Here is a 26763-nt window from a genome sequence, read left to right as displayed (position 1 = left end):
TAATATATAATTAAGATTAGGAGTTTCTTAAGAAGCACAAAACTATCTATCTTTGTGTTTTTACAAAAATAAGTAGAGCCTTTGCGATATTTTATAGAATTGTCTTATAATGGAAGTGCATATCACGGTTGGCAAAATCAGCCGAATGCCTTGTCGGTTCAAGAGGTCACAGAAAAAGCATTATCGACTTTGTTAGGTAAGCAAATGTCTATAATGGCCGCAGGGCGTACCGATGCAGGTGTGCATGCTAAGCAGATGTTCGCTCATTTTGATACCGATGTGGATTTTGAGATAAAAGATTTAATTTTTAAACTGAATTCTTTCTTACCCATTGATGTTGCCATACATAACATTTTTAAAGTAAAAGCAGAAGCGCATTCGCGTTTTGATGCCCTAAGTAGAACCTATTTATACCGAGTAACACTTAAAAAAAATGTGTTTACCAACGATCAGGTGTATTATGTAAAGCAAGGTTTGGATTTTGATAAGATGAAGGAGGCTTCAAAAATTTTATTTGAGTATAAAGATTTTCAATGCTTTTCAAAAAGTAAAACCGAAGTAAAAACGTATCATTGTGATATCATGAAAGCAGAGTGGCATTTTAAAGATGACGAACTTCATTTTGTAATACAAGCCAACCGGTTTTTACGAAACATGGTCAGGGCTATTGTAGGCACATTAATTAATGTCGGTTTAGGGAGGTTAAGTGTTGATGATTTACATACCATAATACAATCTAAAAACAGGAGTAAAGCTGGTTTTTCTGTTCCTGCACATGGCCTGTATTTAAAAAATATTACATATCCAGACGATATAAAATTATAGATGAGTAAACCAAAAGAAAATATTTTTGACTTTAAGCTTTTTAAGCGTCTTTTTGAATACATAAAACCCTATAAAGGTGTGTTTTTTGGGCTTATTTTATTGGTTGTATTATTGGCTGCTTTTAGTGCTGCAACACCATATATAACAAAATATGCCATAGATGATAGTATTGCGGTTAAAGCCGAAAAGGGCTTTTTGTTTTACATCATGATCATGCTTGCTATTTTAATGTTGCAAACGGTATTTCAGCTATTGTTTATTTACTATGCCTCATGGTTAGGACAGAATTTAGTCATGGATGTTCGTGTTAAGTTATTCGATCATTTATTACGTTTTAAAATGAAGTATTACGATAACTCTTCGGTTGGCGTGCTTATAACACGTGCCGTAACCGATATGGAACGTATAGCCGATATTTTTGGACAAGGCTTATTCATGATATTTAGAGATTTATTGACTATGTCGGTGGTTTTTGGAGTCATGCTTTTTCTTAATTTAAAATTGAGCGGTATTGTTTTTGTAATGCTTCCGTTATTACTCTATGCGACTCGGATATTTCAAAAGTATATGAAAAAGGCTTTTGAAGAAGTTCGGAATGAAGTGTCTAATCTTAACTCCTTTGTGCAAGAGCGATTAACAGGCATGAAAATTTTACAATTATTTACACGTGAAGACATAGAATACAAAAATTTTAAAGCCATTAACGAACGCCATAAAAAAGGATGGGTAAAAACCGTTTGGTACAACTCTATTTTCTTTCCCTTAGCCGATTTAGTATCATCCATATGTATTGGTTTAGTGGCTTGGTATGGTGGTTTAAATGTGGCATTAGAAGGGAGTTCTGTATCGCAAGGTGATTTAATTGCATTTGTCATGTTTATTCCCATGTTGTTCAGACCATTACGTCAAATAGCTGATAAATTTAATACCCTACAAATGGGTATGGTTGCAGCAACAAGAGTATTTAAAGTCATTGATACCACATCGCAAATAGACGATACAGGAACACATGTTGCAGATACTTATAAAGGGTATATTACATTCGATAATGTACATTTTAGTTATGTTGAAGATGAAGATGTTTTAAAAGGTGTTTCGTTTGAAGTAAAAGCAGGCGAAACAGTTGCTATTGTTGGTGCAACAGGAGCTGGAAAATCTACGATTATCAACTTGTTGAATCGTTTTTATGAAATTAAAGAAGGTGTTATTTCTGTTGATAATATCAATATAAAAGATGTAACCTTGACCTCTTTAAGAACCCAAATAGCTGTGGTATTGCAAGACGTGTTTTTATTTGCTGATACCATTTTAAATAACATTACGCTAAACGCTCCCGAAATTACAGAAGCACGAGTTCAACAAGCTGCAAAGGACATTGGTATTCATGATTTTATTATGACTCTGCCTAATGGGTACCATTATAATGTAAAAGAACGTGGCGTTATGCTTTCCTCAGGTCAGCGTCAATTGATTTCTTTTTTAAGAGCTTATGTAACCAATCCGAGTATTTTAGTTTTAGATGAAGCGACCTCTTCTGTTGATTCCTATTCAGAACAATTGATTCAAAACGCTACGGATAAAATAACTAAAGGTAGAACATCTATTGTTATTGCCCACCGCTTGGCTACTGTTAAAAAAGCCGATAAAATTATTGTTATGGATGCCGGTAAAATTGTAGAACAAGGCTCGCATCAAGAATTGCTTAAAAAGAAAAACGGATACTATAAGAACTTGTACGAAGTCCAGTTTTTACAAGAGGAAGTCGCTTAGCCTATTTAAGAATTTGTAATTAATTTTTATTTAGGAGGCGCTAAATCTTGAATAGAGAGTTCTCCAGTAATAAATAAAACCGCTACAGTTGCTAATGATATACCAATGTAACCTATTAAGAATATCAGTAAAAACATCGGGATTCTCCAAAATAAAGATTTTTTGCTGTTTTTAGAATTTTTATAAGCTACATAAATACAAAACAACACCATTATAAAAGAGTACACAAGGGCTGAGTCTAAATAGAATTGGGGATTTATTAATATTGTTATTATGGCATAAACTGAACTTATAATACTAAAACTGGTTAATGCATATATGGAAGTAACGGTATGTTCTGCAAGATTATATTTCTTTTTGTTAAAAAACAAATAACTCGCAAAGGCTAATATTGGGATGTAAAATAAAAAAAGTAATGAGCCATATTCCATGGTTGATGACATGATTTTTTCAGTCCCGGGTCCTCCCGCGCTCGTTTTCGCATAACTGATTTTTGAAAAATCAATATCGGTCCAGGCTATTTTTTTTATTAAAAAAATAATAAAACCAGACAATGTTAACGAAATTGCCAGCATGCTTACTGGGTTTAAATATTTTTTTCGAATGCCAGATATATAACCACCACAAACGTTTTCGGGCTTCACAAGCATGTGCCAGATGGTCTTTAATAAGGTGTTGTCTAGATTAAAATAGCGCTCTAAAAAATCATAAGTCAAACTTTTAGTCGTTAACCTGTTTTTAATTATTTTAGATCCGCAATCTGGACAGAAGCTAAAATCAGTTCTTAGCGTATTGTTGCAATTTCTACATGTCATTTAAGCTAAATCTGTTTTAATCATTGAATTAAGCGCATTGGTATCTTCAAAAACCACAAATTCACCATCTTTAAAATAGGAAATATGACCTGTTTCTTCACTAACCACAAGTGCTAAAGCATCCGTTTTTTCAGTAACACCTATAGCTGCTCTATGACGTAAACCAAAACGTAAAGGAATATTTTTTTCGTTATTTACCGGAAGAATTACACGTGTTGCTTTTACTATGTTGTTGCTAACTACAATAGCCCCATCATGCAACGGGCTGTTTTTAAAAAAGATACTTTCAATAATAGGTTGTGTGACTTTTATATTCATTTCATCACCAGAGGACGACAAAAAATCTAGATTGTTATTCCGCTCAAAAACAATTAAAGCTCCTGTTTTAGACATTGACATTTTGCTACAAGCAGATACTATAGCATCAACATCGGTTTCATTGGTCGTTTCGGTCTTTAAAAAACTAAATTGTTTTATAAACTTACGTCTTCTATTAAAATTGGTAGAACCAACCATGAGCAAAAATTTCCTAATTTCAGGTTGAAAAACAACAATTAAAGCAATAATCCCCACTTTCATAAAACCACCAAAAATGCCCGTAAGCAATTCCATGTTTAAAAAAGCGGTAAGTCGCCAAGCGCCATAAATAATAATAATACCAATAAAAATATTGATAGCAACAGTACCTTTAACCAGTTTGTATAAATAGTAGAGTAGAAGTGCTACTAGAAAAACATCAATAATGTCTACAACTGTAAATTTTAAAAGGTCATTAAAGATTTCCAATAGTGATGGGTTTTGGTAAATTTAGTAAAATATGATTAATTATAAAGAAACTCTTGATTTGATATTTTGATATGTTTCCAATCTAATTTAGACAATTCAGATTTTATCGAGATATAATCTTGAAAATTAATATTTGAATTAAAATAAATATATGTGTATAATTCAAATTCATTATTTAATTCTCGTAATTTTTTATTTAAACTGGAAAGACTAAAGGGGGAGGCGTTTTGGTCATGACCTTCCTCAACTAAATTAAGATGTATTTCATCTAAAGCAACTATATCAATAACGCTTATCAATGATGGCCTGTTTTTTTCTTTGAAATATTTGTATTCGCTTTCAAAGTGATAAACCACATCTGTAAACTCAACAAATCCTAAATTCTTTTTGCTTGTGTCATTACAAGTAAAATAATTTTTAGCCTTTTCATTCTTATGGCTAGAATTAACCTTTTTATCTTGTAGATACTTAATATGAGGAATAGCTTGTTTCAGCGTTAAGCGTCTATCAACATTAATTAACCAATTGGTCGTGCTAATTAGGTTTTTTCTATTGAGTTCAACACGATCCGTTTTAGTTTCATCATAAAATAAATAGGCATGTGAAACATCTTTTATGTCGGTAATTTCAGAATGACTTATTTCAGGTAATAGAAGCACTTTCTCATTTCCACAGGAAAAGAAAAACAAAGTAAGAACAACAAATAATATATTTTTCATAGCTTCTAACAACTTAACAACTCAGTTAGCTTAATACATTCTATAGCTTCTTTAACATCATGAACTCGTAAAATAGAAGCACCTTTTTGCAAGGCTACGGTATTTAAAACTGATGTTCCGTTTAAAGCTTTATTAGCTGAAGTTTCCAATATTTTATAAATCATGGATTTTCTAGAAACACCTACAAGTAAAGGTTTTTCAATGATTTTAAATAATTCTAGTTTGCTTAACAATTCATAATTCTGCTCTAAAGTTTTAGCAAAACCAAAGCCAGGATCAATAATAACATCTATAATCCCTAGGGCTTTAGCAGCTGCAATACGCTCAGAAAAATAAAATAGAACATCTTTAACTAAATTATCATAATTGGTTTGTTGCTGCATGGTTTGGGGCGTTCCACGCATATGCATCATAATATATGGTACGTGTAAATCTGCAATGGTTTTCAGCATGGTATCATCGAGTTGTCCTGCCGAAATATCATTAATTAAAGCAGCGCCAGCTTCAATACATTGTTTGGCAACATGACTTCTAAAGGTATCGATAGATAATAATGTGCTTGGAAACGCCTTCAAAATTAAATTAACAATAGGAAGTATACGCCTTAATTCATCAGTTTCGCTAACATGGTCTGCGTTTGGCCGCGAACTGTAAGCACCAACATCAATAAATGTAGCACCTTCATTAAGCATATGCTCAACATGGTGTAGTATGCTTTTTTCATCCTTATGCTTACCGCCATCGTAAAATGAATCGGGCGTAATGTTTAAAATCCCCATCACTTTAGGCGATGATAAATTAATAAGCTGTCCTTTGCAATTAATGGTCATAATCTTAAAATTTCAATATTTTAAATATCAAATTTCAAACCTAAAACTTTAAATTTGAAACATCAAAAGTAGTCTTCAAAACTTTAAACCTTAAACTTTTGAACTTTAAACAATTTAAGCGAAATTTACACAAAATTGAATTTATAGATGCAAGATACTTCAAAACAATATGATGCCGTAATAGATACCTGCAAAAGTTTATTTATTAAGAAGATGAGTGATTATGGCAGTGCTTGGAGAATACTAAGATTACCATCACTAACAGATCAGATTTTTATAAAAGCACAACGTATTAGAGGCTTACAGAAAAATGATGTTAGAAAAGTGGATGAGGGCGAAGTCAGTGAGTTTATAGGTATTATTAATTATTGCATTATGGCATTAATTCAGTTAGAAAAAGGGGTTGTAGAGCAACCTGATTTATCGACTGAAGAAGCCACAGCATTATACACCGAAAAAGCGGCGATTACAAAACAACTCATGGAAGATAAAAACCATGATTATGGCGAAGCTTGGCGGGATATGCGAGTAAGTAGTTTAACCGATTTGATTTTGCAAAAGCTTTTAAGAGTAAAGCAAATTGAAGATAATAAAGGGAAAACTATAGTTAGTGAAGGGATTGATGCTAATTATCAAGACATGATTAATTATGCCGTTTTTGCAATGATTCATCTAAACGAAGAAAAGGCATGAAAGTATTAGTAAACATATCAAGACTATTAGTAGGTGCATTATTCATCTTCTCAGGTTTTATTAAGTTGAACGACCCTTTAGGTTTTTCATATAAACTACAAGAATATTTTAGTGCAGATGTATTAAACATTCCATTCCTCGAGCCTTATGCATTAATGATTTCTGTTTTGGTTGTTGTTTTTGAAGTGGTACTTGGGGTATTTTTGCTCATTGGTTATAAACCAAAATTTACAGTTTGGAGTTTATTGGGAATGATTGTATTCTTTACATTTTTAACCTTTTATGCAGCATATTTTGAAAAAGTAAAAGATTGTGGGTGCTTTGGCGATTTTTTAAAACTAGATCCATGGGAGTCTTTTGGTAAAGATGTTGTGCTTTTAGTGTTAATTGTTATTCTTTTTATTGGTGTAAAGGATATAAAACCAGTCTTTGGTAAATTACCAACAACCGTTTTAGCCTTGTTAGGTTTTGTTTTGAGTTTGTGGTTTGGCTATCATGTTTTAATGCATTTGCCTACCATAGATTTTAGAGCCTATAAGATTGGAAATAATATTCAAGAAGGGATGAGTATACCAGAAGATGCTCCAAAACCTATTGTCGAATATTATTGGAAATTTAAATCTAAAGGTGAAGAAAAAGTAATTACAACAAATGGCGCATACCCGGAGGTTGAAGGTGATTTTATAAGTGTAGACACTAAAGTTATTCAAGAAGGCTATCAGCCACCAGTAGTAGATTTTTCTATAGAATCGGAAGATGAAAATTTAACAGCACAATTTTTAGCAGAAGATGATCTTATTGTTGTCATATCCTATGGTTTAGAAAAAATAGAACAAGGCGGTGCTTTAAAGTTAAAAGCTTTGCAAGATGAAGCCACTAAAAAAGGTTATAAAATTATTGGTTTAACAGCATCAGGACAAGATGCTAAACAACGTATAAACGAAGCCTACAATATCAGTTTTGATTGGTATTTATGTGATGAAAAAGCACTAAAAACAGTAGTGCGTTCAAACCCCGGAGTTTTAGAATTAGACAGCGGAACCGTAAAACAAAAAGTACATTGGAATGATATTGATGATTTAAAATTTTAATTTTCAACCAAAAACCAAAAACCAAAAACTGATAACCTATCTCTTAAATAAAGTCTTTTACGCTATACTCACATTATTTGGGGTAATAACGGTTATTTTTTTATTGTTTAGTGTACTTCCTGGAGATCCTGCTCAAATGATGATGGGGCAAAATGAAGATAGTGAACAACTAGCCCGCGTTAAGCAAAAATATGGATTTGATAAACCTATTAGTACACAATATTTGTATTATTTAAATGATTTGTCTCCAATTTCATTTCATTCCAATAGTCCGAAAGATTATACATTTTTAAGTCAAAATAAATACACAGCAACTAGATTGTTATCCATAGGTCAAATCAATACTGTTTTAAAGTTTCCGTATTTAAGAGAGTCCTTTGCAAAACAAGGGAAAAAAGTAAGTCAAGTTTTAGTAGAAACACTTCCAAATACATTTGTACTAGCCGTTACGGCTATCATAATAGCCATGATTTTAGGTGTACTATTAGGTATTGTTTCAGCATTATATAAAGATAGATGGTTAGATAAAACCATTCAGATTTTCAGTACGTTTGGGATGAGTGTGCCATCGTTTTTCAGTGCCATTTTATTTGCTTGGTTTTTTGGATATATACTACATGAATATACCCATTTGGAGATGACAGGCAGTCTTTATGAACTTGACGATTTCGGGGAAGCTATGCATATAAAATGGAAAAACTTAATATTACCAGCCATTGTTTTGGGTATTCGTCCGTTGGCCGTTGTCATTCAACTGATGCGCAATAGCTTATTAGAAGTTTTTAATCAAGATTATATAAGAACTGCGAGAGCAAAAGGATTGAGTGAATTTCAAATCATTAAAAAGCATGCCGTTAAAAATGCACTTAATCCTGTTGTTACAGCTATTTCTGGTTGGTTTGCATCCATGTTGGCAGGAGCCGTTTTTGTAGAGTATATTTTTGGGTGGAATGGATTGGGAAAAGAAATTGTAAATGCTTTAAATACTCTAGATTTACCAGTTATAATGGGTGCTGTTTTAATAATTGCAACACTTTTTGTAATAATTAATATTTTTGTCGACTTAATTTATGTTTGGTTAGATCCAAAAGTTAAGCTAGAGTAGTTAGCTAAAAATTAAAATTATAAATAAATGAAATATTTAATAGTACTATTGATTAGTTTTCTAAGTTGTAAAACTGAACCAAAGACATTTTCTGATGAAGCATTGCAAGATACATTTCTAAATCTAGGAGGAAACTCAGTCACTTTTAAAAGTATTCTAGAAGCACATAAAGGTAAAACCGTTGTAATAGATATTTGGGCATCGTGGTGTGGCGACTGTATTAAAGGCATGCCAAAAGTAAAGACATTGCAAGCTGCGTTTAAAGATGTTTCGTATGTATTTCTATCTTTGGATAGAGGCGAAGACGCTTGGAAACGTGGTATAAAAAAGTACAATGTTGTAGGCGATCATTATTATATGCCAAACGGAAAGAAATGCGATTTTGCAGATTTTGTAAATATTAGCTGGATTCCTAGATATATGGTTGTAAATAAAGCTGGCGAAATCGTTGTATTTAATGTTATTGAAGCTAATGACAATAAGTTAATAGAAGCATTGAAAAAATAACTATTTTAGCGTTTTAAAAGAAAATCAATTAACTAGAAGTAAAAAATAATCCTTCTGTAAGCAGGAGGTTGTCAAACGATTATGAGAAAAAACATCGTAGCAGGGAACTGGAAAATGAATAATGATTTAGTACAAACAGAATCATTAATAAGCAATTTAAAGAATCAAACAACCACATCTAATGCCGAAGTTATGGTGGCTCCAGCGTTTACTAACTTATATCAAGCTAAACAAGCGTTAGAAAGCTCGAATGTTGAGGTTATAGCACAAAATATGCATTTTGCTGAAAATGGAGCTTACACAGGTGAAATTAGCGCAAGCATGCTAAAAAGTGTAGGTATTAAAACTGTTATTTTAGGACACAGCGAACGTCGTGAGTATTTTAATGAAACTGACGAAACTTTAGCTAAAAAAGTAGATGCAGCCTTAGCGAATAATTTACGTGTTATTTTCTGTTTTGGTGAGGTATTAGCCGATAGAAAATCAAACAATCAAGAAGCTGTTGTAGAAAGTCAAATAAGCAATGCCTTATTTCATTTAAAAGCCGATGCTTTTAAAAACATAGTATTGGCCTATGAGCCAGTATGGGCTATTGGTACAGGGGAAACGGCAAGCCCAGAGCAAGCCCAAGATATGCATGCATTTATTAGAAAAACATTAGCTGCTAAGTATGGTAGCGATGTCGCTGATAACATGTCTATTTTATACGGTGGAAGTTGTAAGCCAGGCAATGCCAAAGAGATTTTTTCTAAGCCTGATGTAGATGGTGGTTTAATTGGTGGTGCTGCACTTAATGCAGATGATTTTTTCGCGATTGTAAACGCGTTTTAAATATAATATTAAAAGTATAGTTATAAAAATAGGACCTGTCTAGTTTAAATAACTTGACAGGTCTATTTAATTAAAAATAATACCGTAATCAAAATGTCAAACACGATTTACATAGGATATCACTTCAAAGTATCGCCAATGCAACCTGGAGTTGAAATTCTTATAGCTGAATTGGGTTATGCAGGCTTTGAAAGTTTTGTAGAAAATGAAGATGGTGTAACTGCGTATATCCAAAAAGAAGATTGGCAAGACAATATTTTAGAGAACATTCAAATCCTTAATTCTGGTGAGTTCAAAATAACATTCAATTTTTCAGAAATAGAACAGACCAACTGGAATGAAGCATGGGAAAAAAACTTTAATCCAATTGTAGTTGATAATGTTTGTGCGGTACGTGCACCATTTCATGATAAGTTTGATACTAAATACGATATAATTATCGAACCCAAAATGAGTTTCGGGACAGGGCATCATGAAACTACACATATGATGATTCAGCATATTCTAAAAAACGATCTTAATGGTAAATCTGTTTTAGATATGGGTTGTGGTACAGGTGTTTTGGCTATTCTGGCTGAATTAAAAGGTGCAAGACCAATAGACGCTGTAGATTATGATAATTGGTGTTATCTAAACAGTTTAGAAAATGTAACACGAAACAATTGCGCGCATATTACTGTTATTGAAGGCGATGCCAATGTTTTAAAAGATAAAAAATATGATGTTATTATAGCAAACATTAACCGTAATATTCTGTTACAAGATATGGCAAGCTACATCTCATGTTTGAATGAAAATGGGATGTTGTTTTTAAGTGGATTTTATAATGATGATATCTCGTTAATTCAAACTGAATGTGAAAAACATTTGTTAAAGTTTGAAGAAAAATTAGAAAGAAACAATTGGGTATCGTTAAAATTTTTAAATTAGCTTTAGTTTTCGAGCACAACTTAATTTTTTGCTGAAAATGGTATAACAGAAAAATTTACTGAATACTGCCCCTGTAAACTGAATACTAAAAAAAATGAGTACAAAAGAAAAAACATCCGAAGAATTACTGCTTGAAGAAGAAGTTTTAACTCAAAACGAAATCGTTTTGCACAATGATGATGTTAATACTTTCGACCATGTTATAGAAACCCTTATTTACGCTTGTGACCATACAGCAGAACAAGCTGAGCAATGCGCTATGTTAGTTCATTATAAAGGTAAATGTACTGTAAAAACAGGTCTTTATGACGATTTGAAACCACGTTGTTCTATACTGCTTGAAGCAGGTTTAAGTGCTGAAATTGTTTAAATACTAGCTTTTATTCTACCTATAGCACAACCTACATAGGATTTAGCCTTTGTAGTTAGTGCATTATGTTCTTCAACAATAGGGTATCCTAGATTAAATAACATTGTTTTAGTTTCTAATAATATATCGTCATTTTTATAAAAAAAAGCGACGGTATTATTTTCATTGTTAAGTTCTATATAACTGAGACTTTTTATGTTATATAACTTACTAATTATCGTGTTGGAGCATCAACTACATTTTAAATTCTGAATTTTTAATGTAGCTTTCATGATATACTATTTTGTCAACCTTATAACAGTTACTTATAAAGTCGATGGACAAACATAATCTGTAGTTGGCAAATCGGATTTTTTTATAGCACCAAATCCACCAGCAATATCAACTATATTATTAAAGCCGCGTGCTTTTAAAATAGAGGCTGCTATAACAGAGCGATAACCCCCAGCACAGTGGATATAGTATCTTTTATTTTGATTAACAGTATTCATATTATCGTTAATAAAGTCTAAGGCAAAATGTTGTATATGCTTACCTTTTAAATGTTCCGATTTGTATTCGCCATCTTTTCTAACATCCAAAACATGTAAATCTTCATTTTTAAAGTGTTTAGAAAATTCATCTACAGAAATGGATTCTATAGTTTCAATATCTTTTCCTGCTGATTTCCATGCTTCTATACCGCCTTCTAAATACCCTAAAGTATTATCATAGCCAACACGCGATAATCGTGTAACAGTTTCTTGCTCTTTACCTTTTGGAGCAACTAGCAAGATAGGTTGTTTTAAATCTGTAATTAATGCGCCTACCCACGGTGCAAAACCACCGTGAATACCAATAAATATAGAATTTGGAATATGTTCTTTTACAAAATCTTTTTCGTGCCTAACATCTAATACTAAAGCACCTTCTTGATTTGCTAAATTCTCAAAATCTTCTGGGCTTAGAGCATTGTCGCCTTTCTTTAAAACAGTTTCAAAAGTGTCATACCCCGATTTATTCATCATGGCATTTTTTGCAAAATATTGAGGCGGCGGCGGAATGCCATCTAAAACTTCTTCAATAAACTTCTCACGGGACATATCTGCCCGTAATGCATAATTTGTTTGTTTTTGATCGCCTAAAACACCAACAGTTTCTTTACTTAGGTTTTTTCCACAAGCAGAGCCAGCGCCATGAGCTGGATATACAATAATACTATCTGGTAATGGCATGATTTTATTGCGTAAAGAATCGAAAAGCATACCTGCTAAATCTTCTTTTGTTAAGTCCGATTTAATAGCCAAATCTGGACGGCCTACATCACCTAAAAAGAGCGTGTCTCCTGAAAAAATAGCATGTTCATTACCATTTTCATCCATTAAAAGGAATGTTGAGGATTCTAAGGTATGACCAGGCGTGTGCAATACTTTTATAGTAACATCGCCTAGTTTGAATGTTTCGTTATCTTTTGCAGAATGAATATCGTAAGTGGTCTCAGCACCAGGGCCAAAAATAATTTTAGCACCAGTTTTTTTTGCTAAGTCGATATGACCAGAAACAAAATCTGCATGAAAATGGGTTTCAAAAATATACTTAATTTTAGCATTTTCACTGTTAGCTTTATCAACATATTGTTGTGTTTCACGTAAAGGATCAATAATGGCAACTTCGCCGTTAGATTCTATGTAATATGCTCCTTGAGCTAAACAACCTGTGTAAATTTGTTCAATTTTCATAAACCATTTCTTTTAATTCGTTACGTAAAGGAATATATATTTAATAAAACCATTCAAAATTAATAAATCTGAATGATTCTTTTTGTGATATTTATCACATAAGTTATTTCAATTCTTTATATATGATGTATACAGCCATGATTAGTACAAAAAAGCCAAAGCTTTTTTTTAATTTTTCACCACTTATAAACTTAGATAGAAACACTCCTAAAATAATTCCTACTATGGATATTAGCGTAAAAGTTAATAGAAAGCCCCATTCTATTTCCAATGTTTGTATGTCTCCTATAAAGCCAATTAATGAATTTATAGTCACAATAATTAGTGAGGTGCCAACTGCTTTTTTCATGGGAATATTTGCCCAAACTACTAAAGCAGGAACATATAAAAAACCACCACCAGCACCAATAATACCTGTAATAGTCCCTATAATAATACCTTGAGTAAAGGTTTTGTAGTAAGGTTGTTTTTTTTGTACAATATGCTCTTCATTTTTTCCTTTTTTAATCATAGAGAATGAAGCTATAAGCATAATGATTGCAAAAAAGATCATGATACCCATGCCTTTTGTGAGTTGAAATTCACCAAAATTTAAAAGTATATCTGGAATTCCAGGAACTAGATATCTACGTGATAAATAAACAGCTATAAATGATGGAAATGAAAACGCTAAGCCAGTTTTGAAATCTACAAGCCCTTTTCTATGTTTTTGATAGGTGCCAACCATAGATGATGTACCCACAACGAATAATGAATAAGCTGTTGCAACAACAGGATTATATGCTAAAAGGTATACTAATAATGGTACTGTAAGTATGGAACCACCACCACCAATTAGTCCTAAAACCAAACCAACTATTAGAGCACCAACATATCCTAAAATTTGGGTTGTATCCATTTAATGAGGTAGTTTATTTTTTATAATACCGTAAATGAGTGTGCCGATTATGGCCGCTACTATAACTATAAACATACTCCAAACACCAGTTCCTAATAAAATATACATGGGACCAGGGCATGCGCCTATAAGAGCCCAGCCAAAACCAAAAATAATACCGCCAACAATATACCTAATAAGTCCTTTCTCTTTCTTTGGAACAAAAATATTGGCTCCTTTTATACTTTTTATATGTCCCTTTTTAGAAATCTGTAAGAACACTATACCAGAAGCAATTGCAGTTCCTATAATACCATACATATGAAAGGATTGAAACCTGAACATTTCATAGATACGATACCATGATACGGCTTCAGATTTTACTAATACAATCCCAAAAAATATGCCTACTAATAAGAATTTTAAAATCTTCATATCTAAAAAATTAATGGTAAAATAAAATTAGTCATGAGTAAGCCTCCAATAAAAAAACCAATTACGGCAATTAGAGATGGTTTTTGTAAACTGCTAAGTCCTGTAATGGCATGACCTGATGTACAGCCGCCCGCATAACGTGTACCAAAGCCAACAAGAAGGCCTCCAATAATCAAAAGCATTAAACCTTTCGGGGTTTTCAATACATCTACATGATACATTTCATCAGGAACTAAGGTTTCACCAGGATTTTTAAACCCCATGATTTGAAGTTCTGTAATGGTTTTTTTGTTTAATTCTGTTATGCTGTCGTTAGATAGATATTGTGTGGCTATGTATCCACCAATAATGGCCCCAGCCACAACAGTTAAGTTCCAAATCTGGTTTTTCCATTTGAATTTAAAAAAGTCTGCATATTTTCCAGCTCCACCAATAGCACATAGTGTCCTTAAGTTAGAAGACATACCAAAGGTTTTACCAAAGTAGAGTAGGAGTGCCATGACTAAGGCAATCAGTGGGCCAGAGATATACCAAGGCCAAGGGTTTAAAATAGAGTCCATTTAAGATGGTTTTTGTACAAAAATATATGGTGTTAGTTTAAGTTTTGTAATAAATGTTACTTACCGCTATAACACTTCGATTTTATTTCTACTAAGCTTGATTTTATTTTCGTTTTCTAATTGTTTTAAAAGCCTAGAAATTACAACCCTTGAGGTATGTAAGTCTTCGGCAATATCTTGGTGCTTAATAATAAGAATCTTAGAGGTGTTTAAGTGTGCTTTGTTGGTTAAATATTTAAATAAACGTTGGTCCATTTTCATAAAAGCAATATTATCAATAGTTTCTAGTATTTCATCAAAACGCGTTTGATAAGTTTCTAGAATAAAATTTCGCCAGCTTTCATTATCGTTAAACCATTTTTGCATATTTTGAACGGGAATCAGTATAAGGCTAGAGTCTTTTTCTGCAACGGCCCTAATTTTACTTTTGGTTGTACCCATACAACACGAGAGCGACATGGTGCATGTTTCGCCTGCTTCTAGAAAGTAAATGAGTAACTCGTTGCCATTACCATCTTCACGAAGTATTTTAATATTACCGTTTAATAATAAAGGAATATGCTGTAGTTGTTGATTGATGTCTATAATAATATCATCTTTTTGAAACAACTTTAATACACCAACGGTTTGGATTTCATTGATAAGGTCTTGATCAAAAATATGATTGAATTTGTCTTGTAATAATGTTGAATTCATATTCAAAAGTAATAATTACAAATTTGAAATAAATAATTGGTTAGGTTTTAATAAAAATACTATATTTGCACCCACAAAAATGGCCTCGTGGCGCAACTGAATAGCGCACTTGATTACGGCTCAAGAGGTTACTGGTTTGAATCCAGTCGAGGTCACTGAACGGGACCAATTCTTAATATTAGGATTGTCCCGTTTTTTTTGTCTCAAAAATCTTGTTGATACTAGAAATTTTAAAAAGCAGCTGATTTATATAATCGGTTCGAACTTTTTTATTTTGAAATCCAAATTTATTTGGAAATATTAAACCGGTAAGCAGCCTTTTATAAACAATATCTGCTTCAATGTATTGCCTGTCAAAATTTTGAAAGTTTGAAAGCCCTTTTTATTGGTGTCAAAAATGTCCTTTTGTTTATTTTGACTATGTCCTAAACTCTTAAATTATTTGATAATATCTATGTATTTTTTTTAGCTTGTGAGTACTCATTTTTGTTCAATACACAATCAATAAAAAGATCTTGAAGCTTGATGAGTTTATTATTAATGAGTTTTACTTTTTTATAATTTGTTTGAGATATTCTGGAAGGCATAATTATGCGATAAAAATTGCGTTACTTTTTTTAGGTTATGGTTTTAATATTCAGGATTTTTCCAATTAGTGATTAACTTTGTTGCGGAACAACCCATTAATAGCATGGCTAAAAATTGCATATATAATGCTCTTAGTTTTAAATTACAACTGCTATTAGGTTTCTTCAAATTTGTTGTCTTTTAACACAATTGGATTAATGAGTTGTAGCTCTTCTAAAATAACTACTACGAGTCTTACATAATCATTTACAGTTTCGGTTATAGATTGTGGGTCCATAATATCTATATAACCCTTCCAAATAAGTTCTCTATCCTTTGTGGGGCAAATACAATACATGGAGGTTTCAGTATGGTAAACGGTATATTCTTTATAATAATCTGGGTTATAAAATGCATCCTGATACTTCAAATAATCTTCTCTAAACTTTCTATGGGTACTTTCATAACCATTATAGTTTTCTTTGTATGAAATGATATCTTCTACACCAATTACTTTTGTGAATATAATGGTGTCAAAACCGTCTTTTATAAAGTTGCTTTCCAAGGTTTTAAGATCTTCATCGGTTTGCTTTTCGTTTGTAAATGAAGGCTTAAAAAATTCTAGACTACTCACAGATTCGATACCTCTTGAGGCATATTCCAATTGTAATTGCTTTTCAAACTGCCGTCTCGCTTTAAGGTTTGCTGTCATTCCTACGATTAAGACTTTTTTTGGACTATAGGAATCTATATCTGGGTTTTTCCAGTTATCGACTAATTCTGTGGTAGAGCAACTTATTACGAGCAGGCAGATTGTTATTATTCTTAAAAACTTCATAGCATTGAAATAAGTTGGTTTGACAGATAATAGTTTTAAATACTGAGCAGACTATTACAAAGTATTAAATAAATCATTTCTTGGTTTTTTGTGAAAGCAGCCTTTTTTGTTTACGTTCTTTAATAATGTTTTTTATAAGTACAAATAATTGCGACTTTAAGGTTCTATATTTTTTTAAAAATTCACTAATGGTAATTATTAATTTTCCGTGTTCGTCTTTATAGGCATTTTCTTCTGGAATTTGATTGATACCATCAACCATAATTTTCAAACCTTTTTCATGATTAATAACTGTGTTTATGAGTGCTTTGGTTTCTTTCTGTAAGGCATTTAACTTGTTGATAATTTCTGTACTTTCATTAAAATGTTTTGAATCTATAAGTTGCAGGGTATAGGTATCTATTAAATCATTAAAAAATAGTTGCTCATCTTCTGCAAATTCTAATTCAGATAACCATTTTAGATAATGCCCATGCATGGTTTCTGCACTTAACCAAGCTTCATATTTTTTGACTTCAATTTTTTTCGATTTCATTTTAATTGATTTAAAAAACAGAAAGTAAGATGTTAAATTCTTACTTTCTGCGAGGGTGAATTAATTAACCTCAATAACCTTTTTTGGAGGTTCTTGTTCAATAACATCTTCCTTTTTCAATAATTTTATTTTTAAGATGCCATTTTTGTATGATGCTTTTACGTCTTGATCTAAGTCAACACTTGTTGGAAGTGCCATTGATCTTTTAAACGATTTGTAGCTAAATTCTTTTCGAGAATAATCATCTTCTTCTTGCTCTTCTTCTAATTCTTTTTTACCAGAAACATGAAGTACATCTTCTTCAATGGTAACTTCAAAATCTTTTTTGTTAAAACCCGGAACTGCAAACTCAATTTCAAAATCCTCTTTGTTTTCTTTTACATTTACTGCAGGCATTAAACTATCATCTTCAAAAAAATCATCACTGAAAATATCATCAAATCTTACTAGGTTGTTTAAATTTGATGGGAATAATCTATTGCTCCAAGGTCTTAAAAGGTTATTTCTCCAAGGGGTTAATAGTTGGCTTTCAAATGGCGATAATCCATTTCTTTTTCTTCTACGTTTCATTAATGTTGTCATAATATTATATATTTAGGTTAAACTTATAATGTTCCCTAATATATATGCATAAACAAGTTTTTACAATGATATATATCAGTTTGTTATGGCTAAAAATGTGGGTTTTTTATGAACTTTTTAGCTAGCAATTACGTTTTGTAAATATTCAAACATGGAAGATTTTAAACGGGAAATGTCTGTATTAAAATTATGGATTTTAGCCTCAATTTTCTCCAACTTAGTAATAATCAAATCAATATTTTTCAATGAAGCATTTGACCTTTTAAAGGTTATTGCGTTTATTTCGCTCAATAGTAGGGCACGATTTTTATTTGAGGTAGCTATATCAATTTTAAATTGAGTCAGTCTTTCAAATAAATTCATAATAGGAGATTTAAATTTACATGAATCCAACAAAAATTCATAAAAATTCAATTCCTTTTCCAAACTTTTGAGATAAATTTGATGTTGCTTTATAGCATACTGTAATTCTTCAGCATATTTGCTTCGTATAAAATTTTTATGTACTTGTTTTTGTATTTCCATGGTTTATAACTTTAAATTTATAACAATATTTTTTCAACATCCGTAAGTTTTGGTATTGTAACATTCCAACCATAAACGTCCTTTATTTTAACACGAAATGTATCTAGGGCAGTAGGTTCGCCATGAATTAAAAATACGGTTTCAGGAACATTTTTAATATGACTCATCCAATGCAACAAATCGCTTTGGTCAGCATGAGCAGATAAGCTTTCAATATGCTTGATTTTAGCTTTTACTGGATAATATTTTCCAAAAAAACGTATTTCATGCGCACCATTTTGTAATTGTCTGCCACGTGTGCCTTCAGCTTGGTAGCCTACTAATAGAACGGTTGTGACGGTTTCGTCTATAAGTTGTTGCAAATAGGTTAGTACGCGTCCGCCTGTTACCATGCCACTACCAGCTATAATTATTTTTGAACGTTTATCGTCAATAGTTTCCCAGGTTTCTTTATAAGATTGAACAATAGTTACATGATTGCACATAGCGTTATAATCTGATATGGATAATTTATGCCATTTAGGAAATTGTTGAAAAACTTCTAAAACATTAATTCCCATTGGGCTATCTATAAAAATGGGGATATTTGGTATTTTATTTGTTTTATAGAGTTTCCAAAGTAAATACATGAGGGATTGCAATCGTTCTACCGCGAAGCTTGGGATAATTAAAGTTCCTTTTTTATGAATGACTTCTTTTATTAACTTTGATAGGGTGTCTTCAATATTTTCTTTTGGATGTAACCTATTACCATAGGTGCTTTCAATAAATAAAAAATCGGCCCATTCAGGTTTTTTAGGGTTTTCTAATAAATAGTCATTGGGTCTACCAATATCACCAGAAAACACAAATCGTTTTCCATTAATATCTAATTCAATATAAGTTGCTCCAATTATATGTCCATTGTACTTAAAGTGGTATGATATGTTTTCAGATAGTTTTATCCATTTGTCGGCTATTTCTGCATGAAATAAAGCTATTGTTTTTTCTGCTTCAAGTTTGGTGTAAAAAGGCAAAGCGGGGTTATACTTTGTATATTTTTCCTTGTTAGCTTTTTTTGCGTCTTCTTCGTGAATCTTAGCACTGTCTTTTAAAATAATTTCTGTAATAGCCAAGGTAGGTGCTGTTCCTATAATTTTACCAGTAAAACCCTGCTTTAGCAGTCTTGGTAAATAACCAACATGGTCTAAATGGCCATGAGTTAGCAATACCACATCAATAGTTTCAACATTTATAGGTAAATTACTCCAGTTAAGTTCCCTTAAAGCTTTTAAACCTTGAAACATACCGCAGTCTATCAATATATTTTTCTCTGAGGTTTCAATAAGAAATTTAGAACCTGTAACAACTCCAGCTGCCCCTAAAAAATTGATTTTAGCAAAATTCTCCATAGTCTCTAATGATTACACAGCATTTTTATTTCATTCAATATTTTATGCTTTCTTGTTTCTAAAATGCCTAAGTGGTCTAAGTAAAACACATCGCCAATTAATTGTCTGCACAATACAATATCTCTACTTAACAAAAACTGTTTTTCTCTATTGGTTAGTAATGTAGATACCGTAACGGGGTATAATCCTAAACGGTCTATACGGTCTTTTAATCCATCATTTTTAGGATAATCCCAACTTAATAAATAGAGGTTAACGCATTTGCCATATTGTATGGCATCTTCAGTAAAACGTGTATTAGTTACCACCCATCCTTCGGTTAGAGTGGTTTTGTTTTTAGAATTAGCATTCCAATGTGTTTTTACATCATTATAGCGTGAATTAATATAAAGAGGAATCTTTACATTACAATTAAGACCTTTTTCGTTATGAAATTTACATTCTATTATTGTAGTTTTATTGTGTTTATGGGCTATAATATCTATTTCGTGAGTAACACATTGCCCATGTAAAATTTTATTAACTTCAGTTTTAAAGCCAGAATACTGTAAAATACTACTTATAAAACGCTCAAAAGGGTAACCTGTTGGGCCTAACTCATAAATGGCTTTTTTTAGTTTGTATTTGGAAGCTAAATAACTTTTCTTTTTTTTAAGTAATCCAAATGCCCTGTTATAGATTTCCTTAGTGGAAATACCTTGATATAATTCATCTCTTACTGTATTAATAATCTGATTAACAGTTTTCTGGTCTGCTCCAATGCGTTTTAATGAATTCTTTAATTTATCTAACGAAAATTTTACTTTTTTACCGGATGATTTAATGATATCAATAGTATTCGTTTCCATTTTTATGTTTCTATTAAAACTGCCAAAATCTAGTTGATTTTGGCAGTTACTAACTAACCAACTAAAACCGACTAAGATGCCGGTTTAAAGAAGTCCTTAACCCAAGCGATTATTTGCCTTTTAGTCATACTGTCTGCTTTTGTAACGTCCTTAATTTTGGCACTTAAATCTTTATAATGTGTAGTTAATTCTTTATAAAATTTTTCGCCAGTCTCGGCTGGACCAAAAAGCACTATAGCATTGGCATTATTAATTTCTGATACTAATTTTTTAAAGTATGTTCTGAATTGATGTTTTTCGCGTTCTAAATACCGGCTATCCTGTACAACATCTTGAGGACCACCCTTAAATTTTGTGCCAGAACCACCATGAATCCTGAAGTTTTCTATATTAGATAGTATGGTGTTAAAACTCATCTTGCCATCATTTAAGGTCACAATATGGGCTTTTTCTTTATCTAACCAAATACCTGTTTTCATTTGTAATGTTTTTAATGTTTTTTTAATTTCTTAAATCGTGCATCACCAGTATGGGGACTTTTGATTTTTGTCCAATATCTTTAACTAGTGGATGTGTTAACATACTTCCAAAAAAGATGTGCTTTTTATTTATAAAAGCTACCATGTCGCTACCTCTACTTTCTACAAAGCAATTGATGGCCACTGGTATTTCCATATAGCTAAGCGTATGAAATGTGTATGGCACACCTTCAAAATATTCTTTTAAAAGCTTTTTATTATTGAGTTGCACATCGCTTAATTTATTTTTTAATGATATATGTAAAACTCTGATTGAAGCTTCACATTTTTTAGCCAATTCAATAAGATGATTAAGTTCTCGTTTTTTAAAAGGTGTTTTAAAGCCCGTAGGAAAAACAATTTCCTTTGGTAAGTGATGCTTAGCCATTTTTGGCACTACTATTACGGGGCAATTGCGTACTTTTTCCATGACATTTATAGCTGTACTCCCATAAACAGTTTTTCTGTAGTTTGTTTTTCCTTTAGTACCCATAATAATCATTTCAATATCTTTTTCTTCAACTACATTCTTAATAGCTTCAACGGTATTGTTAAATGTAGAAATGGGTTTAAAATGATGTTTTGGAGTATTATTATCCTTAAAAGCCAGCATATCTAAAATTTTGGCTAATCCGTTTTCAGATTCTAATTTTGCTGTTTCATACAGTTCACTCCCGGGCTCCATATTTATTAAACTCTCAATAATATTACCCGTAGCGGTATACACGTTGAGAATATAAAAATCACATTGGTCGTTTTTGTATAATTCGATGGCATAGTTTATAGCATGCCACGCATTTTTCGAAAAATCGGTAGGTAACAAAATTTTACGTTTCATGATTATATATTTACTTCAATATAATTTGAAAGGCATAATATGGCAATGATATATATCAGCTTATGTTAAGCTATTCCTGTGCTTACCCAGGTATTACTAAAAAAGGCACGGTAGGTTGAAATCCTAGTTTTTTTATAACGGGCTCTTTTATAATCTTTTCAATAAAACTATGTTTGTAGTTTACCATAGCCAGAATATTAATATCTAATTCTTCAATGAAATCATTAATTTCCTTAGCTTTTTTTCCATAATCTGGCATCCAATGGAACGAATGTTCGTGATTAGATAAAAACTTTTTTAGCATCTTTAAATTGTTTTCTTGGGTGTCATCTAAATCTTCTCTAACTTCAATATGAAGAATTCTGATTTTTGAGTTATATAAATCAACCAGATGCTTTAAGGGGTCTAATTCTTTGCCACTATAAAAACGATTAAAATCTGTTGGAAAGGCTATTTGCTTGGGTTTAACAAAATCGAATTCTTCTGGTATTATTAAAACTGGGCAAGATTTAGTGCTTTTTATAACATGGGTAGTATTACTTCCGAAGAAAATCTCTTTTGCCCCAGTAGCACCTTTTGTTCCCATAATAATGATATCGATTTCAAATTCTATAACGCTTTTTTTGATAGCGGTTATTAAATCTTCGGTGCTTAATATTGTTTGAAATTCATGATTTGCATTAGCATCAGCTGTTATAGCAAGTTTTTTTAACTCCAATAACTCTTTTCTGGCATTAGCTTTCATGGTCTCTAGCAGTTTGTTAGAAAGGTTTGACAGCGTGGATACTTTTATTATTTGAGAGTTTAAAAAATAAAATGTACATTCCTCATCAGCATAAAGCTTTAAGGCATATACGATTGCACTCCAGGAGTTGTCTGAGAAATCTGTTGGTAATAAAATTTTTCGTCGCATAGCTTTAGGTTTTATTGGTTTTTGATGGAATTACCAAAAAGGGAATATTCAAATGAAACCCTATTTGATTTATAGTCGATTTGAAAAATAAATTCTCAAAAAAGGAATGTTTATTATTAATCATAACCAACAAGTTTACCCGAGCCTTTAATTGAAAATTTGTAATAGCTTCTGGTACATTTTGGTTACTTACACTATGAAATAAGTAAGCTGTTTTCTTGAAATAATTTTCTAGATTTTGCTTGTTTTCCTCTTGTTTTTCAGACAAATCATAGCCATAGGATACATTTAGAATATTTACTCTAGTATTAAAATGAGAGGTAATATTAATTATAGGTTTTATATGATGGTCTTTATAATCAATCTCGTAATCTGTTGGAAATAAAACTTCATGAGGTGTTTCAAAGCTAAATCCATCAGGAATAGCTATTATTGGGCATTTTACATTTTTAAAAACATGTACGGTATTCGAACCAAATAATACTTCTTTGGCTCCAGTAGCACCTTTTGTTCCCATTACTACATAATCTATTGATTTTTTTTCAACAATCTCCTTGATTTCTGTAATTAAAGTATTGAAACTCGATATGATTTCAAAACTATGATTAGAGTTCTTATAGCTTTTTTTTATTTTGTCTTTTAATTCATTTAGTTGTCTTAAAGATTCATTTTTTACAGCATCTACCATACCAAATTGAGCGGGTTCAACCAATACATATTCCACGTGGTAAATTACTGGTGTATATGTATTTAGTAAATAAAATTCACAGGTTTCTTTTTTAAACAATTGCAATGCGTAGCTTATAGCATTCCAAGAATTTTCGGAAAAATCGGTAGGAAGAAGTATTTTTTTCATGACTTTGAATTTTTATTATTCGTTAATTACGTCTCATGTTTTGCAATGCTAAAAATGGAATGTCAAGATGCAAGCTCAATTCATCTATAGTAGATTGATATAAGATGTTTTCTAAAAATGAATGTCTTGTATTTACCATAACAAGCATATCTATATGATTTTCTTTAATATTTTTATATATTATATTAATAATATGCTTGCCGTTTTCTATTTTAAAATTGATAGTATTTTTACATAGTTCTTCTTTAATAAAACTCTTGTTATCTTCTTGCCTTATTGAAAGTTTACTGCTTTTAGAGACATAAAGCATATCAATTACTGCTCTATACGGTGATACCATTTCACACAATAATTTTAGCTCACGCCTTTTATAGGGTATCATGTAATCCGTTGGAAAAAGAATGTGTTTGGGTTGGGTATATTTATAATTTTCTGGTATGGCCAGCACAGGGCATTGCACATATTTTAGAACCTGTAAAGTATGACTGCCAAAAGTTAGGTTTTTATCGTTGGTTTTACCACGGGTTCCCATAACTATAATATCTATATTTTGTTCGTCTACAATTTTATCTGCCTCATCTAGAAGTAAATTATTTGCTGAAATGATATGATAAGTATGTCTTGGGTTTGGAGAGATGTTCTTAATTTTCTTTAAAATTGCTTTTAATTTTTCTGATGATTTTTGGCTTACAAGTTTAGTAATGTTATCAATTGATTCTTTTTCCAATAAAGTTTCATCTGCGTAAATATCATCTTGATAAGCATGCATTATATAATACTCACTTTTTTCATATTTAAAGAGATCTATAGCATATTCAGTTGCATTCAAGGCATTCTCAGAAAAATCGGTAGGAATAAGTATCTTTCTCATAATCGTAGTTAGTTATTATAACTAAGTTAAATACAAAACCGCCCTAATGCAATGATATATATCAGATTATAAGGACTGTAAAAAAACACAATTTTATTTTAGTATAAGTTTAGTGTTATCGTAAGGGTAGAATTTTTTAAAAAGAAAAAAGGGAATTACTAATAAAAGCATTCCCTTTTTTCTTCACATATATTAGTATGCGAACTGATTAATAGCCATTCTACAAAATAAGAAACAGGAAGTCTAAACTTCCTGTTTCCTTTTTGAAATATTTGATTTTACGAACTAACCTTTTCTAATCATTAATATTCCTTATATAAGTTATATTAAATCTTCAGTTAACCAATAGCTTCAAATATTTCTAAAACAGGACTAAACACCTAGTGTAAAATCCTGATTTTTTAAGAAACAGGAGGTTTTAACCTCCTGTTTCTCCAAAGTATTCAATGTTATTATTTACTGTCGGTTTTCTGCAATATGCTTTCATTACTAAAGGCTATATCTGGGTTTTCCTACTAAATAATAGCTTCAAACACCTTGTTTTGGTAATATTGTTTTACAACAACAATACCTAGATTTTTAATTTAGAAGTATTTAAAAGAACGTTTTATAATATGAAGCTAATTTATAGTATAAAATACTTGTGTGAAATGATATATATCAGTTCAAAGAACAATTATATTAAAACTAAACCGTAAGCCATATTTAATAAAAAGAGGCCAACAAAAAATAACATCATATAAATAAACTGAACTAATTTAACATTGATAAATGTTAGAAGGGAGATAGTACGTTTTGGAAATATAAATAACGATAACCCAATAAACAAGGAAACCCAACCAATACCTGTAATAATAAACTTCCAGTTCGGTTCCCAAATATTATGAAACAAGATATTTAATAGCCCAACTATGATAGCTATAAATGATGTAGTTAAAAGAAACTTTTCATCATTCAAATCATTAAAAATTTGTTTGATTCTTATAGGGTTAAGGCTTAATATAAAAAAGAAAATGATAAGATACCATCCCCAAAATTTTGCTAAAAAAAATGAACAGTCCATAATGTGTTATGTTTTTTCGTGTAATACTAAAAATGGTATTTCTGTATAATAACTTATTTCTTCAACTTTTGAATGAAATAAGATTTGCTGAAAGTAATTTAGGTTTTTCGCTACCATGCAAATCATGTTTATATTTCTGCTCTCAACAAAACATTGTATAGCTTCCTCTACCTTTTTATTCGTTAAATAATGAAAACTATGTTTTAAATGATTAAAATAGTCGTGTAACAATTCTCTATTATTATTTTGACTCCTGTTTAAATCTGTCTTCTTCTTATTAATATGAAGGATTCTTAATGTAGATTTAAAATTTTCTAAAATTTCAGAAAGTGGTTCGAGTATTTGTATCTCATAGGTTAATGAAAAGTCTGTGGGAAACGCTATCTCATTCAATTTAATAAACTGAGCATTTTCAGGAACGGCCAATGTGGTGCATTTAACTTTTGTAATAACATCACCAGTATTACTGCCCACAATAATTTTTTTTAAACCAGAAGCACCTTTAGTGCCCATTACAATGCAATCAATTTTTTTATCATTTACATGTTTTCTAATGGATTCTATAAAAAAATTATAATCTGTAAGTGTATAAAATTTATGGCTTTTATTAGATGTGAAATTTTCTGCTATACGCTTTAAAACTTTTCGAAGTTTCAGTTTTATGGGTTTGAAATAAAAGTCTTCTATAACGTCTTCAGTTGCAATATAAGGAGAGTCGTTAAATAAGATTGTACTCAATCTGTTAACATGTAGTAAATAAAAGTTACAGGATTCTTTTTCAAAAAAATTAATAGCATATTTTATAGCATTCCATGAATTTTCAGAAAAATCTGTGGGTAATAATATATTTTTCATTTAAC

Annotated in this window: 31 protein-coding genes and 1 tRNA gene; 10 read left to right on the top strand and 22 right to left on the bottom strand. The window is 31.2% G+C overall.

Features of this window, described 5'->3' with window-relative positions; all coding sequences use genetic code 11:
- The first annotated feature begins 81 nt into the window (after nucleotides 1–81).
- Nucleotides 82–825 carry a tRNA pseudouridine(38-40) synthase TruA gene (gene truA, locus ABD941_RS01930; protein WP_345272286.1) on the top strand — a complete coding sequence of 248 codons (744 nt, stop codon included), beginning with the start codon at nucleotides 82–84 and terminating at the stop codon, nucleotides 823–825.
- Nucleotides 826–2595: an ABC transporter ATP-binding protein gene (locus tag ABD941_RS01925; protein WP_345272284.1), complete on the top strand. Its 1770-nt coding sequence runs from the start codon at nucleotides 826–828 to the stop codon at nucleotides 2593–2595. It begins immediately after the preceding gene.
- A gap of 26 nt (nucleotides 2596–2621) precedes the next feature.
- Here ABD941_RS01925 and ABD941_RS01920 read toward each other — a convergent pair whose 3' ends face one another.
- The 4 genes from ABD941_RS01920 to folP are packed head-to-tail and all read right to left on the bottom strand — an operon-like array spanning nucleotide 2622 to nucleotide 5745.
- Nucleotides 2622–3410, bottom strand: coding sequence for a DUF3667 domain-containing protein (locus tag ABD941_RS01920; protein ID WP_345272283.1), 789 nt, complete (start codon nucleotides 3408–3410; stop codon nucleotides 2622–2624).
- Nucleotides 3411–4196, bottom strand: coding sequence for a diadenylate cyclase (locus tag ABD941_RS01915; protein ID WP_345272282.1), 786 nt, complete (start codon nucleotides 4194–4196; stop codon nucleotides 3411–3413).
- 35 nt (nucleotides 4197–4231) lie between these two features.
- Nucleotides 4232–4915, bottom strand: coding sequence for a hypothetical protein (locus ABD941_RS01910; RefSeq protein WP_345272281.1), 684 nt, complete (start codon nucleotides 4913–4915; stop codon nucleotides 4232–4234).
- A 5-nt stretch (nucleotides 4916–4920) separates the two neighbouring features.
- On the bottom strand, nucleotides 4921–5745 hold the full coding sequence (gene folP, locus ABD941_RS01905; protein WP_345272279.1) for a dihydropteroate synthase: 825 nt from the start codon (nucleotides 5743–5745) through the stop codon (nucleotides 4921–4923).
- A gap of 147 nt (nucleotides 5746–5892) precedes the next feature.
- Here folP and ABD941_RS01900 point away from each other — a divergent pair, with 147 nt between their 5' ends.
- The 7 genes from ABD941_RS01900 to ABD941_RS01870 all read left to right on the top strand — a co-directional run bounded on the left by ABD941_RS01900 (nucleotide 5893) and on the right by ABD941_RS01870 (nucleotide 11272).
- Nucleotides 5893–6438, top strand: coding sequence for a DUF1599 domain-containing protein (locus ABD941_RS01900; protein ID WP_345272278.1), 546 nt, complete (start codon nucleotides 5893–5895; stop codon nucleotides 6436–6438).
- Nucleotides 6435–7529 carry a BT_3928 family protein gene (locus ABD941_RS01895; RefSeq protein WP_345272276.1) on the top strand — a complete coding sequence of 365 codons (1095 nt, stop codon included), beginning with the start codon at nucleotides 6435–6437 and terminating at the stop codon, nucleotides 7527–7529. Before ABD941_RS01900 ends, ABD941_RS01895 begins: the two co-directional genes overlap by 4 nt.
- Nucleotides 7530–7557: 28 nt before the next feature.
- Entirely contained in the window at nucleotides 7558–8634 is a 1077-nt protein-coding gene (locus tag ABD941_RS01890; protein WP_345273653.1) for an ABC transporter permease, read from the top strand.
- A gap of 27 nt (nucleotides 8635–8661) precedes the next feature.
- Complete coding sequence (locus tag ABD941_RS01885) at nucleotides 8662–9141, top strand: TlpA family protein disulfide reductase (RefSeq protein WP_345272275.1); 480 nt, start codon at nucleotides 8662–8664, stop codon at nucleotides 9139–9141.
- A gap of 81 nt (nucleotides 9142–9222) precedes the next feature.
- Entirely contained in the window at nucleotides 9223–9972 is a 750-nt protein-coding gene (gene tpiA, locus ABD941_RS01880) for a triose-phosphate isomerase (protein ID WP_345272274.1), read from the top strand.
- A 93-nt stretch (nucleotides 9973–10065) separates the two neighbouring features.
- Nucleotides 10066–10902: a 50S ribosomal protein L11 methyltransferase gene (gene prmA / locus ABD941_RS01875; protein ID WP_345272272.1), complete on the top strand. Its 837-nt coding sequence runs from the start codon at nucleotides 10066–10068 to the stop codon at nucleotides 10900–10902.
- Between the two features lie 94 nt (nucleotides 10903–10996).
- The gene (locus ABD941_RS01870) at nucleotides 10997–11272 is read left to right on the top strand and encodes an ATP-dependent Clp protease adaptor ClpS (RefSeq protein ID WP_345272271.1); all 276 of its coding nucleotides are present in this window, start codon (nucleotides 10997–10999) and stop codon (nucleotides 11270–11272) included.
- Between the two features lie 305 nt (nucleotides 11273–11577).
- On the opposite strand, the gene ABD941_RS01865 is transcribed toward ABD941_RS01870, so the two are convergent.
- The 5 genes from ABD941_RS01865 to ABD941_RS01845 all read right to left on the bottom strand — a co-directional run bounded on the left by ABD941_RS01865 (nucleotide 11578) and on the right by ABD941_RS01845 (nucleotide 15558).
- Nucleotides 11578–12990, bottom strand: a complete 1413-nt coding sequence (locus tag ABD941_RS01865; RefSeq protein WP_345272270.1) for an MBL fold metallo-hydrolase — start codon at nucleotides 12988–12990, stop codon at nucleotides 11578–11580.
- Between the two features lie 103 nt (nucleotides 12991–13093).
- Entirely contained in the window at nucleotides 13094–13888 is a 795-nt protein-coding gene (locus ABD941_RS01860) for a sulfite exporter TauE/SafE family protein (RefSeq protein ID WP_345272269.1), read from the bottom strand.
- Complete coding sequence (locus ABD941_RS01855) at nucleotides 13889–14302, bottom strand: DUF6691 family protein (protein WP_345272268.1); 414 nt, start codon at nucleotides 14300–14302, stop codon at nucleotides 13889–13891.
- A 2-nt stretch (nucleotides 14303–14304) separates the two neighbouring features.
- Nucleotides 14305–14862 (bottom strand): YeeE/YedE family protein, encoded by a 558-nt coding sequence (locus tag ABD941_RS01850; RefSeq protein WP_345272267.1) that lies wholly within the window; start codon nucleotides 14860–14862, stop codon nucleotides 14305–14307.
- A gap of 66 nt (nucleotides 14863–14928) precedes the next feature.
- Nucleotides 14929–15558: a Crp/Fnr family transcriptional regulator gene (locus tag ABD941_RS01845; RefSeq protein ID WP_345272266.1), complete on the bottom strand. Its 630-nt coding sequence runs from the start codon at nucleotides 15556–15558 to the stop codon at nucleotides 14929–14931.
- A gap of 81 nt (nucleotides 15559–15639) precedes the next feature.
- On the opposite strand from ABD941_RS01845, the gene ABD941_RS01840 reads away from it, so the two are divergent.
- Nucleotides 15640–15713 (top strand) — tRNA-Arg (locus ABD941_RS01840).
- A gap of 587 nt (nucleotides 15714–16300) precedes the next feature.
- On the opposite strand, the gene ABD941_RS01835 is transcribed toward ABD941_RS01840, so the two are convergent.
- The 13 genes from ABD941_RS01835 to ABD941_RS01775 all read right to left on the bottom strand — a co-directional run bounded on the left by ABD941_RS01835 (nucleotide 16301) and on the right by ABD941_RS01775 (nucleotide 26758).
- A complete protein-coding gene (locus ABD941_RS01835; RefSeq protein WP_345272265.1) occupies nucleotides 16301–16963 on the bottom strand; it encodes a hypothetical protein in 663 nt (220 codons plus the stop codon).
- A 73-nt stretch (nucleotides 16964–17036) separates the two neighbouring features.
- Nucleotides 17037–17498: a hypothetical protein gene (locus ABD941_RS01830; protein WP_345272264.1), complete on the bottom strand. Its 462-nt coding sequence runs from the start codon at nucleotides 17496–17498 to the stop codon at nucleotides 17037–17039.
- A 60-nt stretch (nucleotides 17499–17558) separates the two neighbouring features.
- Nucleotides 17559–18080 carry an Hsp20/alpha crystallin family protein gene (locus ABD941_RS01825; RefSeq protein ID WP_345272263.1) on the bottom strand — a complete coding sequence of 174 codons (522 nt, stop codon included), beginning with the start codon at nucleotides 18078–18080 and terminating at the stop codon, nucleotides 17559–17561.
- Between the two features lie 117 nt (nucleotides 18081–18197).
- Nucleotides 18198–18605, bottom strand: coding sequence for a hypothetical protein (locus ABD941_RS01820; protein ID WP_345272262.1), 408 nt, complete (start codon nucleotides 18603–18605; stop codon nucleotides 18198–18200).
- Nucleotides 18606–18622: 17 nt separating this feature from the next.
- The gene (locus ABD941_RS01815) at nucleotides 18623–19996 is read right to left on the bottom strand and encodes an MBL fold metallo-hydrolase RNA specificity domain-containing protein (protein WP_345272261.1); all 1374 of its coding nucleotides are present in this window, start codon (nucleotides 19994–19996) and stop codon (nucleotides 18623–18625) included.
- 5 nt (nucleotides 19997–20001) lie between these two features.
- Nucleotides 20002–20844, bottom strand: coding sequence for an ATP cone domain-containing protein (locus ABD941_RS01810; RefSeq protein ID WP_345272259.1), 843 nt, complete (start codon nucleotides 20842–20844; stop codon nucleotides 20002–20004).
- Between the two features lie 71 nt (nucleotides 20845–20915).
- Nucleotides 20916–21323: a hypothetical protein gene (locus ABD941_RS01805; RefSeq protein ID WP_345272258.1), complete on the bottom strand. Its 408-nt coding sequence runs from the start codon at nucleotides 21321–21323 to the stop codon at nucleotides 20916–20918.
- Nucleotides 21324–21345: 22 nt separating this feature from the next.
- Complete coding sequence (locus ABD941_RS01800) at nucleotides 21346–22200, bottom strand: universal stress protein (protein ID WP_345272257.1); 855 nt, start codon at nucleotides 22198–22200, stop codon at nucleotides 21346–21348.
- Nucleotides 22201–22282: 82 nt separating this feature from the next.
- Nucleotides 22283–23113, bottom strand: coding sequence for a universal stress protein (locus ABD941_RS01795; protein ID WP_345272256.1), 831 nt, complete (start codon nucleotides 23111–23113; stop codon nucleotides 22283–22285).
- 4 nt (nucleotides 23114–23117) lie between these two features.
- Nucleotides 23118–23969 carry a universal stress protein gene (locus ABD941_RS01790; protein ID WP_345272255.1) on the bottom strand — a complete coding sequence of 284 codons (852 nt, stop codon included), beginning with the start codon at nucleotides 23967–23969 and terminating at the stop codon, nucleotides 23118–23120.
- 22 nt (nucleotides 23970–23991) lie between these two features.
- Nucleotides 23992–24840: a universal stress protein gene (locus tag ABD941_RS01785; protein ID WP_345272254.1), complete on the bottom strand. Its 849-nt coding sequence runs from the start codon at nucleotides 24838–24840 to the stop codon at nucleotides 23992–23994.
- Between the two features lie 676 nt (nucleotides 24841–25516).
- Nucleotides 25517–25903 (bottom strand): hypothetical protein, encoded by a 387-nt coding sequence (locus tag ABD941_RS01780; RefSeq protein ID WP_345272253.1) that lies wholly within the window; start codon nucleotides 25901–25903, stop codon nucleotides 25517–25519.
- 6 nt (nucleotides 25904–25909) lie between these two features.
- Complete coding sequence (locus ABD941_RS01775) at nucleotides 25910–26758, bottom strand: universal stress protein (RefSeq protein ID WP_345272251.1); 849 nt, start codon at nucleotides 26756–26758, stop codon at nucleotides 25910–25912.
- Nucleotides 26759–26763 lie beyond the last annotated feature (5 nt).

Origin of the sequence: Flaviramulus aquimarinus, assembly GCF_039543205.1 — a bacterium.
Lineage (GTDB): Bacteria > Bacteroidota > Bacteroidia > Flavobacteriales > Flavobacteriaceae > Flaviramulus_B > Flaviramulus_B aquimarinus.
The sequence above is the reverse complement of the archived record's forward strand: the minus strand, read 5'-3'. Positions and strand labels throughout refer to the sequence as shown.

Coding starts and splice junctions, on each gene's coding strand:
- ABD941_RS01775 (WP_345272251.1), bottom strand. CDS start 26,758: ATGAAAAATATATTATTACCCACAGATTTTTCTGAAAATTCATGGAAT.
- ABD941_RS01900 (WP_345272278.1), top strand. CDS start 5,893: ATGCAAGATACTTCAAAACAATATGATGCCGTAATAGATACCTGCAAA.
- ABD941_RS01815 (WP_345272261.1), bottom strand. CDS start 19,996: ATGGAGAATTTTGCTAAAATCAATTTTTTAGGGGCAGCTGGAGTTGTT.
- ABD941_RS01795 (WP_345272256.1), bottom strand. CDS start 23,113: ATGCGACGAAAAATTTTATTACCAACAGATTTCTCAGACAACTCCTGG.
- ABD941_RS01835 (WP_345272265.1), bottom strand. CDS start 16,963: ATGAAGTTTTTAAGAATAATAACAATCTGCCTGCTCGTAATAAGTTGC.
- prmA (WP_345272272.1), top strand. CDS start 10,066: ATGTCAAACACGATTTACATAGGATATCACTTCAAAGTATCGCCAATG.
- ABD941_RS01895 (WP_345272276.1), top strand. CDS start 6,435: ATGAAAGTATTAGTAAACATATCAAGACTATTAGTAGGTGCATTATTC.
- ABD941_RS01925 (WP_345272284.1), top strand. CDS start 826: ATGAGTAAACCAAAAGAAAATATTTTTGACTTTAAGCTTTTTAAGCGT.
- ABD941_RS01820 (WP_345272262.1), bottom strand. CDS start 18,605: ATGGAAATACAAAAACAAGTACATAAAAATTTTATACGAAGCAAATAT.
- ABD941_RS01910 (WP_345272281.1), bottom strand. CDS start 4,915: ATGAAAAATATATTATTTGTTGTTCTTACTTTGTTTTTCTTTTCCTGT.
- ABD941_RS01790 (WP_345272255.1), bottom strand. CDS start 23,969: ATGAAAAAAATACTTCTTCCTACCGATTTTTCCGAAAATTCTTGGAAT.
- ABD941_RS01845 (WP_345272266.1), bottom strand. CDS start 15,558: ATGAATTCAACATTATTACAAGACAAATTCAATCATATTTTTGATCAA.
- ABD941_RS01805 (WP_345272258.1), bottom strand. CDS start 21,323: ATGAAAACAGGTATTTGGTTAGATAAAGAAAAAGCCCATATTGTGACC.
- folP (WP_345272279.1), bottom strand. CDS start 5,745: ATGACCATTAATTGCAAAGGACAGCTTATTAATTTATCATCGCCTAAA.
- ABD941_RS01785 (WP_345272254.1), bottom strand. CDS start 24,840: ATGAGAAAGATACTTATTCCTACCGATTTTTCTGAGAATGCCTTGAAT.
- ABD941_RS01780 (WP_345272253.1), bottom strand. CDS start 25,903: ATGGACTGTTCATTTTTTTTAGCAAAATTTTGGGGATGGTATCTTATC.
- ABD941_RS01855 (WP_345272268.1), bottom strand. CDS start 14,302: ATGAAGATTTTAAAATTCTTATTAGTAGGCATATTTTTTGGGATTGTA.
- tpiA (WP_345272274.1), top strand. CDS start 9,223: ATGAGAAAAAACATCGTAGCAGGGAACTGGAAAATGAATAATGATTTA.
- ABD941_RS01870 (WP_345272271.1), top strand. CDS start 10,997: ATGAGTACAAAAGAAAAAACATCCGAAGAATTACTGCTTGAAGAAGAA.
- ABD941_RS01810 (WP_345272259.1), bottom strand. CDS start 20,844: ATGGAAACGAATACTATTGATATCATTAAATCATCCGGTAAAAAAGTA.
- ABD941_RS01865 (WP_345272270.1), bottom strand. CDS start 12,990: ATGAAAATTGAACAAATTTACACAGGTTGTTTAGCTCAAGGAGCATAT.
- ABD941_RS01920 (WP_345272283.1), bottom strand. CDS start 3,410: ATGACATGTAGAAATTGCAACAATACGCTAAGAACTGATTTTAGCTTC.
- ABD941_RS01860 (WP_345272269.1), bottom strand. CDS start 13,888: ATGGATACAACCCAAATTTTAGGATATGTTGGTGCTCTAATAGTTGGT.
- ABD941_RS01800 (WP_345272257.1), bottom strand. CDS start 22,200: ATGAAACGTAAAATTTTGTTACCTACCGATTTTTCGAAAAATGCGTGG.
- ABD941_RS01825 (WP_345272263.1), bottom strand. CDS start 18,080: ATGACAACATTAATGAAACGTAGAAGAAAAAGAAATGGATTATCGCCA.
- ABD941_RS01830 (WP_345272264.1), bottom strand. CDS start 17,498: ATGAAATCGAAAAAAATTGAAGTCAAAAAATATGAAGCTTGGTTAAGT.
- ABD941_RS01885 (WP_345272275.1), top strand. CDS start 8,662: ATGAAATATTTAATAGTACTATTGATTAGTTTTCTAAGTTGTAAAACT.
- ABD941_RS01850 (WP_345272267.1), bottom strand. CDS start 14,862: ATGGACTCTATTTTAAACCCTTGGCCTTGGTATATCTCTGGCCCACTG.